The 12,904-nt window shown below is 28.7% G+C and carries 6 protein-coding genes; 4 read left to right on the forward strand and 2 right to left on the reverse strand.

Annotation, left to right across the window (positions count from 1 at the left end; all coding sequences use genetic code 11):
* The first annotated feature begins 285 nt into the window (after nucleotides 1-285).
* The 4 genes from rpsA to RC62_RS01715 all read left to right on the forward strand — a co-directional run bounded on the left by rpsA (nucleotide 286) and on the right by RC62_RS01715 (nucleotide 11,500).
* Nucleotides 286-2,064 carry a 30S ribosomal protein S1 gene (rpsA, locus tag RC62_RS01700; protein ID WP_041518144.1) on the forward strand — a complete coding sequence of 593 codons (1,779 nt, stop codon included), beginning with the start codon at nucleotides 286-288 and terminating at the stop codon, nucleotides 2,062-2,064.
* A gap of 236 nt (nucleotides 2,065-2,300) precedes the next feature.
* The gene (locus tag RC62_RS01705) at nucleotides 2,301-5,885 is read left to right on the forward strand and encodes a T9SS type A sorting domain-containing protein (protein WP_245176763.1); all 3,585 of its coding nucleotides are present in this window, start codon (nucleotides 2,301-2,303) and stop codon (nucleotides 5,883-5,885) included.
* Between the two features lie 137 nt (nucleotides 5,886-6,022).
* Nucleotides 6,023-8,611, forward strand: coding sequence for a T9SS type A sorting domain-containing protein (locus RC62_RS01710; RefSeq protein WP_055091997.1), 2,589 nt, complete (start codon nucleotides 6,023-6,025; stop codon nucleotides 8,609-8,611).
* Nucleotides 8,612-8,752: 141 nt separating this feature from the next.
* The gene (locus RC62_RS01715; RefSeq protein WP_055091999.1) at nucleotides 8,753-11,500 is read left to right on the forward strand and encodes a leucine-rich repeat domain-containing protein; all 2,748 of its coding nucleotides are present in this window, start codon (nucleotides 8,753-8,755) and stop codon (nucleotides 11,498-11,500) included.
* Between the two features lie 211 nt (nucleotides 11,501-11,711).
* Here RC62_RS01715 and RC62_RS01720 read toward each other — a convergent pair whose 3' ends face one another.
* Both RC62_RS01720 and RC62_RS01725 read right to left on the reverse strand, forming a co-directional pair.
* Complete coding sequence (locus tag RC62_RS01720) at nucleotides 11,712-12,236, reverse strand: ExbD/TolR family protein (protein ID WP_055092002.1); 525 nt, start codon at nucleotides 12,234-12,236, stop codon at nucleotides 11,712-11,714.
* A gap of 30 nt (nucleotides 12,237-12,266) precedes the next feature.
* Nucleotides 12,267-12,791 (reverse strand): ExbD/TolR family protein, encoded by a 525-nt coding sequence (locus RC62_RS01725; RefSeq protein WP_055092004.1) that lies wholly within the window; start codon nucleotides 12,789-12,791, stop codon nucleotides 12,267-12,269.
* Between the last annotated feature and the right edge of the window lie 113 nt (nucleotides 12,792-12,904).

Raw genomic sequence — 12,904 nt, forward strand, 5'->3', positions numbered from 1 at the left:
TAGCCCCGATAGAGCGGATATCCTTTTTCTGGCTCCTTTAGCCGGGAAAAGATAAGAGCGAAAGCGGGAGTAAGGGTCTTGAAAAACCTAAAATTTTCTGCTCCGGATCAACTTGCTGATAATCATTTAGAATTGTTTTGCTATTACAAAAAAATGTATTAATTTTGCAAACCTTTTGGCAGAGAAGAGTTTCCATTAGGTATCAACTATTTATGTAAAACAACTTCTGTTTTTTCTATCGCTTTAAGAAACTCAAGAAAAACAGAATACAAATTTTTTATCAGCATGTCTGAACAATTAAAATCACAAGAAGAGTTTTTAGCAAATTTTAACTGGCATAACTTCCAAGAAGGAATTGATGCAGTTGATGAGAAAAACTTACAAGAGTTTGAAGAACTAGTATCTAAAACTTTCATCGCTACAGATCAAGAAGAAGTAGTTGAAGGAGTTGTTGTTAGAATTACAGATAGAGACGTTATCGTTGATATCAATGCTAAATCTGAAGGTGTTATTTCTTTAAACGAGTTCCGTTACAACCCAAACTTAAAAGTAGGTGACAAAGTAGAAGTATTAATCGACATCCGTGAGGACAAAACAGGTCAATTAGTATTATCTCACAGAAAAGCACGTACTATTAAATCATGGGATAGAGTTATTTCTGCAAACGAAACAGGAGAAATCGTTAATGGTTTTGTAAAATGCAGAACTAAAGGTGGTATGATCGTTGACGTTTTTGGAATTGAAGCTTTCTTACCTGGATCTCAAATTGACGTTAAGCCAATTAGAGACTACGATGTATATGTAAACAAAATGATGGAATTCAAAGTGGTAAAAATTAACCACGAATTCAAAAACGTTGTTGTATCTCATAAAGCGCTTATCGAAGCTGATATCGAAGTACAGAAAAAAGAAATCATCGGTCAATTACAAAAAGGACAAGTATTAGAAGGTGTTGTTAAAAACATTACTTCTTATGGTGTGTTCATTGACTTAGGTGGTGTTGACGGATTAATTCACATTACTGACCTTTCTTGGAGTAGAATCAACCACCCAAGTGAAGTTCTTGAATTAGACCAAAAATTAAACGTTGTAATCCTTGATTTCGATGATGAGAAAACAAGAATTCAATTAGGATTGAAACAATTAAACGCTCACCCATGGGATGCTTTAGATGCTAATTTAACTATTGGTGATAAAGTAAAAGGTAAAGTAGTTGTAATCGCTGATTACGGTGCATTTATCGAAGTTGCTGAAGGTGTTGAAGGTTTAATCCACGTTTCTGAAATGTCATGGTCTACTCATTTACGTTCTGCTCAGGATTTCGTAAAAGTTGGAGATGTTGTTGAAGCTGTTATCTTAACTTTAGATAGAGATGACCGTAAAATGTCATTAGGTATCAAACAATTGACTCAAGATCCATGGACTGATATTACTTCTAAATACCCAGTAGGTTCTAAACATACAGGTATCGTTAGAAACTTTACAAACTTTGGTATTTTCGTAGAATTAGAAGAAGGAATTGATGGATTAATCTACATTTCTGACCTTTCTTGGACTAAGAAAATCAAACACCCATCTGAATTTGTAAATGTTGGTGAGAAACTTGATGTAGTTGTATTAGAATTAGATGTTGAAGGACGTAAATTATCTTTAGGTCACAAACAAACTACTGCTAATCCTTGGGATCAATACGAAGATTCTTTCGCTGTAGGAACTATCCACAATGGTGAAATTTCTGAAATCGTTGACAAAGGAGCTACTGTAGAATTCGGAGATGATATCGTTGCTTTCATTCCTACTCGTCACCTTGAAAAAGAAGACGGAAAGAAATTGAAAAAAGGTGATACTGCTGATTTCAAAGTAATCGAATTCAACAAAGAATTCAAAAGAGTAGTTGCTTCTCACACTGCTATCTTCCGTGAAGAAGAAGAGAAAAATGTGAAAGCTGCAACTGAAAATACTTCATCTAACTCATCTACAAATGCACCAGCTGCAACTTTAGGAGATAACAATGATGTATTAGCTGCATTGAAAGCTAAAATGGAAAAAACTGAGAAAAAATAATTCTTACGTTTTTCTAAATATAGAAAGTCCCACAGCAATGTGGGACTTTTTTTTGCCTTATATTTTTAATTTTAAGAAAATTTAACAAATAAAGTTGTGTTATTGTCTTAAAAAGTTATTTTTGTATGAAAATATGACATATGAAGAAACTTTACATTTTAGTTACAGCTTTATGCTTTTTTAACGGTTTGAGTGCGCAGGTTATTAATTTTCCTGATGCAGTTTTAAAAAATATTTTGATTTCTACAAATTGTGTCGACAATAATAATGATGGTATAGCCGATAGTGATGCTGATACAAATAATGATAATGAGATTGATTATAATGAAGCTAGTGTAATTAACAATCTATATTTGGATGGAAATATTAGCTCTTTAGAAGGTCTTGAGTCTAATAATTTTTCAGGATTGAAAAATTTGAGTATTAAAAATACTTCTTTAGCTAAAATAAGCCTTTCCTATTTTGGTTCATTAAAGATTTTAAAAATAAATAATAATTCACAATTAAAATCTTTGCTTTTAACTTATCTGACTTCTTTATCAACTCTTGATTGTTCTAATAATCAATTGAATTTTATAAAAAGAGATAATACCAATAATATCGCTAACGTTAATTGTAGTTATAATAATTTGACTACACTATATTTTTCAGATACAAACGCATTAACTAATTTAAACTGTTCAAATAATAACATTTCAACTTTATTTTTAAATCGTCTATATAACGTTTTTAGTTCTCTGGAGTTTAATAATAATTTAAATTTAAACTCTATTTGTGCATATCAAAGTGATATTTCATTAATTCAAAATAAATTAGCAGAATATGGAATTTCTAATGTTACAGTAGTAAATTCTTGTGCTTTACCTCCATGTGCAGCAGGAGCCATATGTTTTGATGATGAAAATTTTAAAAATTCTATTTTAGGTAATACAACTATTGATTTAAACTTTGATGGTGAAATTCAATTTTCTGAAGCATTACAAGTAACTAAAATGAGTATAGCTTCAAATGTGAAGTCAATTAATACAATTAAGTATTTTACCAACTTAAAAAGTTTAACTATTGTTAGCACTCAAATTGTAGAAACAATAGATTTAACCAGTTTGGTTAATTTAGAAGATTTGACTGTAGAATGGAACAGTAGTTTTTCAACATTAAAAATAGATAATTTAGTTAACTTAAAGACTTTAAATATTAATAATAATCATAATTTGTCTGGTTTGTATGCAAATGGACTTACAAATCTTAGCAGTGTTAAATGTAATATAAATCAATATTTATCTGTTTTTCAAATGAAAAACGCCTCTAATTTATTAACTATTGATTGCTCAAACAATGCTATTACATCTTTAGATTTATTAAACGGTACAAATATAAAATCCATTAAATGCAGTAATAATAACATAACTTATTTAAACACTGGCTCTACAACAAATTTAATTGATTTAAATTTTTCCGGAAATAAAATTACCACTTTTACTTTTTTACCATTTGTAAATTTGCAAACGCTTAATTTTTCTGCAAATCCAATATCAATTTTTGATTTAACAGGGTTAAATAATTTACAAAAATTGGAATGTCAAAGTGCAAAGCTTTCAAAAGTAGATGTTTCCTATTTGCCTAATCTAAAAGAATTAAATTGTGGATATAATAATATTTTAACTGATATTTTTATTAAAAATAATAATCCTAATCAAGATTTGACAGCGTTAAACATAATTGGAAATTTAAATCTTAAACATATTTGTGCAGATATTATAGATTTTAATGTTATTCAAAAAAGCATAGATTTAAGTGGTTTAAATAATGTTTTATTAGATTCTAGTTGTAGCTGCGTAGGGGCTTGCAGTGATGCAATTATTAATATTCCAGATCCAATTTTTAAAGCAAAATTATTATCTGCAACTAATCAAAATTATGTGGCAAGGAATTTATCTGGTTCTTATTTTAAAATTGATGCTAATAATGATAAAGAAATACAATTAAGCGAAGCATTTAATGTTTATTCTTTGACGTTGAATGAAAGTAATATTTCTTCTTTGCTTGGAATTGAGTATTTTGTAAATGTGGGAGTATTAGATTGTTATTTCAATAAGATTAAATTGCTTAATGTTAGTAATTTATCAAAATTAGCTTATATTCAATGTCAGGGAAATGGTTTAACTTCATTAAATATAAGTGGTTTAACAAAAATTCAACGACTTATTTGTTCTTCAAATAGTTTAACATCTTTGGATCTTAGCAATTTAACCGAATTAACGCATCTTGACTGTTCAGCAAACCAATTGTCATCATTAATGATAAAAAATGGAATAGATGAAGACCGACTTTATATTACTCCAAATCCTAATTTAAAATACATTTGTGCTGACGAATCTCAAATCGCAGCTATACAGTCACAACTTTTAGCAGGAAATATTAAAGATTGTAATGTTAATTCGTATTGTACATTTAAACCAGGAGGTAAGTTTTATGCAATTAAAGGAAATAATAGATTAGATTTAAATAATAATGGATGTGACAATGGAGATATTAAATTTCAAAATATGAAAGTTAATATTGCAAATCAAACTATAACAAACAGTTCTGCATCTGATGAAAATGGTGATTACAATTATTATGTTAAATCGGGATCTTATGATGTTACTCCAATACTAGAAAACCCAGCGTATTTTAATGTTTATCCAATAACAGTTAAAGTTACTTTTCCAACAGAATCAAGTCCATTTACTCAAGATTTTTGTATTACAGCAAACGGTGTTCATCCAGATTTAGAAGTTGTTTTATTACCATTAGAACCTGCGAGACCGGGTTTTAATGCTACATATAAAATTATCTATAAAAATAAAGGAAATACTACGCAATCTGGTTCAGTAAATTTAAGTTTTGATGATGTTGTTTTAGATTTCGTTATTGCAAAACCTGTACCGGCGACTAATTCCTTTAATAATTTATCTTGGAATTTTGTTAATTTATTGCCATATGAAACTCGCGAAATTAAATTTACTGTAAATGCAAATTCTCCAACAGAAAAACCAGCATTAAATATTGGAGATATATTAAAATTTAAAACAACAATAGCAGGCGCTGTAACAGACGAAACTCCAATTGATAATACATTTACTTTAAATCAAACTGTTGTTGGTTCTTATGATCCAAATGATAAAACTTGTCTAGAAGGAACTGTTATCACGCCGAGTTTAATAGGCGAGTATGTACATTACATGATCCGCTTTGAGAATACAGGAACCTATGCTGCACAAAACATCGTTGTAAAAGACATGATTGATTTATCTAAATTTGATATTTCAAGTTTAATTCCAACCAGTTCAAGCCATTCCTTTGTAATTAAAATATCTGAAGGAAATAAAGTAGAATTCATTTTCGAAAACATCAATCTTCCTTTTGATGATGCAAATAATGATGGTTATATTGCTTTTAAAATCAAAACAAAACCAACACTAAAAGTGGGAGATACGTTTGAAAACGAGGCAAATATTTATTTTGATTATAATTTTCCAATTTTAACCAATAAAGCTACTTCAAAATTTGAAACTACATTAGGAACGCAGGATTTCGTGTTTTCTAATTATTTTACTTTGTATCCAAATCCTTCAAGCGATATTTTAAATATCAATGCTACAAAAGATATTGAGATAAAATCGTTAACTATTTATGACATTCTGGGGCAAGTTGTTATTGCAGTTCCTAATGCGCAAACAGTTTCTAACATTGATGTATCGAAGCTTAAAACTGGTAATTACTTTATAAAAATAAAGTCAGATAAAGGAAGTTCAAGTATAAAGTTTATCAAGAAATAATTTTAATATATTTAAAATATAAAGTCCCACTTACCGTGGGACTTTTTTATGCTTTATAGTTTTAGTTTTAACAAAATTTAACAAAAAAAGTTGTATTATTCTCTTAAAAAGTTATTTTTGTAGTAAAATTAATCTATATGAAGAAAATCTACTTTTTAGTTCCTATTCTGTTCTTTTTTAATGTTTTAAGTGCCCAGGTTATTAGTATTCCTGATATTAATCTTAAAATGAAGTTGATATCTATGAATATTGACAAAAACTCAAATTTCGAAATTGAAATTAGTGAAGCATTAAATGTGCCTTTTTTAGATCTTAGCAACTCGAATATAAATTCTTTGCGAGGTTTAGAAAATTTCACCAATCTGGAGTATTTAAATTGCAGTAATAATCCAATACTCAATGGGATTGATTTTAATGTATTAAAAAAACTTACTTACCTGAATTATTCTTTTATTCAAAGCACGACTTATTTTAATATTGAAAATTCAAATCTTACTACATTAGTACTTGATGGATCAACAAATTTAAAAGAGCTTTATGTTACAGGTAATAAGAATCTAACTTCATTAAGTACAGTTGGCGCAATAAATCTAACAGATCTTTTTTGTACTAATAACAAACTAACATCAATAAATGTAGCTGGATTAGTTAGTCTTAAAAATTTGCAATGCAACAGCAATCAATTGCAAACACTGGACGCAAGTGGTTTACCAAATCTTAAAGGTCTGGGTTGTGGCGGAAATTTATTAACGTCATTGAACGTTACCGGATCAACAAGTATTACGAGTTTATCATGTCAAATGAATAAATTGCCTAATTTAAATGTGAGCGGTTTAGTTAATTTAGTTAGTTTACTTTGCTATTCTAATCAATTAACAGGACTGAACGTGAACGGATTAGTAAAATTAAATGAGCTTTATTGTGACGGAAATTTTATTCCTTCATTGAATTTAGCCGGTTTAGTAAGTCTTGATTGGCTAAATTGTACTAATAATCAATTAACAGAATTAAATGTAAGTGGCTTAACCAATCTTAAAGGCATAAAATGTGGTTATAATAAATTATCATCTTTAGATTTATCAGGCTTAACTAGTTTAACAAACTTGGAATGTTATTACAACGAGTTTAAAACATTAGATTTAAGTGATTTAAAAAATATTGAGCAATTTAGCTGTTATCAAAATCAGCTTACATCATTATTGATTAGAAACGGAAGCAATGAAGGAAAACTACTTGACTTTTCACAAAACCCTAATCTGGAATATGTTTGTGCTGACGAGAGTCAGATAGATCAAGTACAGCAATTAGTTACAAAATACGGTTATACCAATTGTAATGTAAATGCATATTGTTCGTTTAAACCAGTTGGAACGTATTATACTTTTCAGGGAATTAATAAAGTAGATGCTAATAATAACGGTTGTGATATTTTAGATTCTAGTGCTCCAAATTTAAAATTTAATTTATCTGATGGTACAAACACTGCAAGTTTTATATCCAATGCAAACGGAAATCATTCTATTTCTTTTCCAGCCGGTACTCATACCATAACACCGGTTTTAGAGAATCCAGCATATTTTAATATTTCTCCATCGAATGTAAGTGTTACTTTTCCAACACAGGCAAGTCCTGTGAATCAGGATTTTTGCATAACAGCAAATGGTGTTCATTCTGATTTAGAGATTTCAATTTTGCAAATTGTTCCGGGAAGACCAGGATTTAATTCTGTTTTCAAAATTATTTATAAAAACAAAGGAAATACAACGCAATCTGGCGTTGTAAATCTAGCTTTTCATGATTCAGTTTTAGATTTAATTACTGCAAATCCGGTTGTTGCCACTCAAACAACAAATAGTTTGTCATGGAATTTTACATCCTTGAAACCTTTTGAATCTAAAGAAATTAATGTCACCTTTAAATTAAATGCTCCAACAGAAGTTCCTGCGCTAAATATCGGAAATATTGTGTCGTATCTCGCAACCATAACATCTGCAAATACAGATGAAAATGCATCAGATAATACATTTACTTTTGATCAAACCGTTGTAGGTTCTTATGATCCAAATGATAAAACTTGTCTTGAAGGTTCTGTTATTACGTCAAATTTAATAGGCGAGTATGTTCATTATATCATTCGTTTTGAAAATACCGGAACTTATCAAGCAGAAAATATTGTGGTAAAGGACTTAATTGATTTAGCTAAGTTTGATATTTCAACTTTAGTTCCAACAAGCTCAAGTCATTCATTTGTAACTAAAATTTCAGATGGAAACAAAGTAGAATTCATTTTTGAGAATATCAATCTTCCTTTTGACGATGCCAATAATGATGGTTATATTGCCTTTAAAATAAAAACAAATCCAACATTAAAAGCAGGAGACACGTTTACAAACCAAGCAAATATTTATTTTGATTATAATTTTCCAATTTTAACTAATAAAGCTACTTCAAAATTCGAAACTACATTAAAAACCTCTGATTTCGAGTTTTCTAATTATTTTACTTTGTATCCAAATCCTGTAAGTGATATTTTGAATTTCAATACAAAAGAGGATATAACAATACAATCTTTAGCGATTTATGATATTTTAGGACAAGTTGTAATAGCAGTTCCTAATGCAAAATCAGCTACCAATATTGACGTTTCAAAACTGAGAACCGGAAATTACTTTATAAAAGTAAAATCAGATAAAGGAAGCTCAAGTATCAAATTTATCAAAAAATAATTCTTAGATTTTCTTAAAATAGAAAAAGTCCCACAACATGTGGGACTTTTTTTTGATGTATATGTTTAATTTTAAGAATATTTAACAAATAAAGTCGTGTTATTATGTTTAAAAGTTATTTTTGTAGTAAAATCTATATATATGAAGAAAATCTACTTTTTAGTTCTTGCTTTAAGCTTTTTTAATGGTTTGTATGCGCAAATAATTAGTATTCCAGATACTAATTTTAAAGATAAATTGTTATCATCGGCACTTTATTCAGATATTGCAAAAGATCTCAATGGCAATAAGATAAAAATTGATTCTAATGGCAATGGCGAAATTGAAATTAGTGAAGCTGAAAAGATAAGTGAACTTTATTTAAACGAAAATGTAGTCATTAAAAGAATAGCTTCATTAACTGGTATTTTATATTTTAAAAATTTAAAGAAAATAACATTAGAATATGGTAATCTTTCTACACTTGATTTAGCTGGATTAGATAATCTGGAAACTTTATCAATTGAAGGAAACCAACAACTAAAGTCTATTAACTTAAGTGGTTTAAATAATCTTAAAATATTAGATCTATATGGCTGCAAGCTTACGACGCTAGATTTAAGTACTTTGTCCAATCTTGAAAATCTTGATTGCACTGGTTGTAGATTAACCAATATTGACGTAAGTGATTCATTTAATTTGAAAACACTAAATTGTAGTTACAATTTATTTACCTCATTAAGTATTGCTGGTCTAAGTAAACTCAATAATCTCGTTTGCAGTAATAATCCTATCACTGATTTGAATTTACAAGGATTAGATAATCTACAATTTCTAGAATGTGATTATACTAATTTAACAACTCTAACTTTGAATGGTTTTCCAAAATTAGAGAATGTTCTAAGTAGATGGGGAACATTAACATCAATAAAGATATCAAATTTGCCAAATCTGAAAAGGTTGGAATGTTTTTATAATAACATTACTGATTTTGATGTTACCAATACAAGTAAACTTGAATGGTTAAGTTGCGGCAATAATAATATCAGTAATTTGGATATTAGTGCTTTTAACGAGTTAAAATTTTCAAATTGTGAAACCAATAAAATTAGTTCATTAGAAACTAATAATTTGTCAAAATTAGAAGTCCTATATTGCGGTATAAATAAATTTACCAGTCTTGATGTTCAATCTTCGCCTAATCTTCAAACTTTATCTTGTTCTAATAATCAGATTAAAATATTAAATTTAGAAAATTTGCCAAAGCTTCTAGAGGTAAATTGCAGTTACAATCAAATTGAGGCGTTGGATTTTAATAGCGCTAAAAAGATTTCACAAATTACGTGTAATAATAATAATCTGGTCTATTTATTTGTAAAAAATGGTAAACAGGAAGGATTAGGTTTATATGACAGTTTTAGTTATTATAACAATCCTAATTTAAAATACATTTGCGCAGATGATACTGATATAGAACAAATAGAATATTATTTAGCAAATAATAATATGCCTAAAGTCAATTTAAATACATATTGTTCTTTTACGCCAGGAGGGGATTTTTACACTATTCAGGCATTAAATAAATTTGATCAAAATAATGATGGATGTGATTTAAATGATGTAGTAGTTTATGATATAAAATATAATGTAACAAGTAATTTAAAAACTGGGGTTCTGGTTTCTAATAACTCAAAAATTCCTTCTATTGAACTTCAACAAGGAAATTATAAAATAATACCAGTTCTGCAATATCCAGAATATTTTAATATATCACCAAAAGAAATAACGGTTTCTTTTCCCAACGATGCAAGTCCGCGTGTAGAAAATTTTTGTATTACTGCTGTTGACAGTCGCAACGATTTAGAGATTATTTTAGTTCCGGGGATAGCAGCTGAGCCGGGCTTTGAAAGTACCTATAATATTGTTTATAAAAATAATGGAAACACAACTCAGTCTGGTTTTATTACAGTTAAATTTGATGACACCGTTTTGCACTATGTTTCTTCAGATAAAGATTTAATATCTAAATCCGGTAATGAATTAAAATGGGATTTTAATAATTTAAAACCTTTTGAAAGCGGTAATATTACTTTTACCTTATATTTAAACAGACCAACAGATAAACCGGCGGCCAACATAGGAGATATTTTAAAATTTAGTACAAATATTTCTTCACTAAGTTTGGATGAAACTCCATTAAATAATCTATTTGAATTAAAACAAACCGTTGTGGGTTCTTATGATCCAAATGATAAAACTTGTCTGGAAGGTACAATTATAACACCAAATTTAATAGGCGAGTATGTGCATTATATGATCCGCTTTGAAAACACAGGAACCTCTCGCGCAAGAAATATTGTAGTAAAAGACATGATTGATTTAGCTAAATTTGATATTTCGACTTTAGTTCCAATAAGCTCAAGTCATTCATTTGTAACTAAAATTTCAGATGGAAACAAAGTAGAATTCATTTTTGAGAATATCAATCTTCCTTTTGACGATGCTAATAATGATGGTTATATTGCTTTTAAAATCAAAACAAAACCAACACTAAAAGTGGGAGATACGTTTGCAAACGAGGCAAATATTTATTTTGATTATAATTTTCCAATTTTAACCAATAAAGCTACTTCAAAATTTGAAACTACATTAGAAACGTCTGATTTTGAGTTTTCTAATTATTTCACATTGTATCCAAATCCTGCAAGTGACATTTTAAATTTCAATACAAAACAAGATATAACAATACAATCTTTAGTGATTTATGATATTTTAGGTCAATTGGTAATTGCAGTTCCTAATGCAAAATCAGCCACTAATATTGACGTTTCAAAACTTAGAACCGGAAATTACTTTATAAAAGTAAAATCAGATAAAGGAAGTTCAAGTATCAAATTTATCAAAAGATAATTCTTAGGTTTTCTTAAAATAAAAAAAGTCCCACATTGCTGTGGGACTTTTTTTATGACTGTTTTTAAAACAAGGATTGTTTAATTTGATGATTTTATTATAATTTTAAGGAGCTATTTCCTGCTGTCCGCTGTATCTTTTTCCTGCTAAAGAAGCAAGAAAAAGGATGCCGCTTCCATCAGGGCTAGGGATGATCGTTTTTAAGAGAAATTTATTTAGAGGCTAGTAATTTTGATTCTTCCGGAGTAAATTCATTTACAATAGCAAACGCATCAATATTAGCAATTCGCATTTCGTCTAAAATGTCAACCAAATTTTTAAAGTTGCTTTTTTTACTTGGCTTTATAATTATTATTGGACCATTCTTTGGTTTTCCAATATTGGTTGAGTATTTCAAAATAGACATCTTTTTATTTACTAATTCTTTTCGTATACCTTCTAGGCTATAATTAATTTCTTTTGGAGTTTCAACTGGATATGATAATAAACCTGAATAGGTTATAATTTTATTGTTGCCATCAAGTAAAATTGTATAAATTCGATTTTCATCAACACATCCTATTGGACCACAACTTGGGTCTCTATCAGGTAAAGCTAAGTCCATTCCTTTCGGTTTTGCTAATTCAATTGTGACCATAAAAAATATAATTAATAAGAAAGAAACACTTACCATAGCGGTTAAATCAACTCTTGTGCTTAGCTTTTTACTTCTCACTTTTTTGGGTAGATTTTCCATATAAAATTAAATTATATTAGTAAAAGGATATTATTGGGCTGCTATTAACTTTGATTCTTCTGGTGTAAAATCATTAATAATAGTATAAGTATCAATTTTTGCAATAGCCATTTCATCCAGAATGTCGATCAGGTTTTTATAATTACTTTCCTTACCAGGTTTAATAATTACGGTAATTCCTCTTCCTGTTTTTCCTAATTTAGCAGAATACTCAAGCATATTTTTGTTTCTTAAAAACAGTTCTTTTCTAATACCATCTTTTGCATAACTGGTTTCCTTAGGAGAAATCATTGGGTTTTCTACATATCCCATATATGAAACTAACTTATCATTTTTACCTAATAGAATTGTCACTGAACGATTTTCCTTAAAACAACCTCCCCAGCCACATGTTATATCATTATCAGGCAAACTTAAATCAACAGCTTTTGGTTTTGATAACTCTATCGTTACCATGAAAAATATAATCAATAAAAAAGAGACACTTACCATAGCGGTTAAATCAACTCTTGTACTTAGTTTTTTACTTCTGACTTTTTTAGGTAGATTTTCCATAAGAATGAATTTAGATTTACTAAAGTTAACAATAAATTTAACATATAGAGGAGACTAAAATTAAAATTATTTGAAAATAAATTTTACGATTAAACGCTTGTTTTTCAGTCCTA

Source organism: Flavobacterium aquidurense (genome assembly GCF_001404985.1).
Taxonomy (GTDB): Bacteria; Bacteroidota; Bacteroidia; order Flavobacteriales; family Flavobacteriaceae; genus Flavobacterium; species Flavobacterium aquidurense_B.

Coding starts and splice junctions, on each gene's coding strand:
- rpsA (WP_041518144.1), top strand. CDS start 286: ATGTCTGAACAATTAAAATCACAAGAAGAGTTTTTAGCAAATTTTAAC.
- RC62_RS01710 (WP_055091997.1), top strand. CDS start 6,023: ATGAAGAAAATCTACTTTTTAGTTCCTATTCTGTTCTTTTTTAATGTT.
- RC62_RS01715 (WP_055091999.1), top strand. CDS start 8,753: ATGAAGAAAATCTACTTTTTAGTTCTTGCTTTAAGCTTTTTTAATGGT.
- RC62_RS01720 (WP_055092002.1), bottom strand. CDS start 12,236: ATGGAAAATCTACCCAAAAAAGTGAGAAGTAAAAAGCTAAGCACAAGA.
- RC62_RS01725 (WP_055092004.1), bottom strand. CDS start 12,791: ATGGAAAATCTACCTAAAAAAGTCAGAAGTAAAAAACTAAGTACAAGA.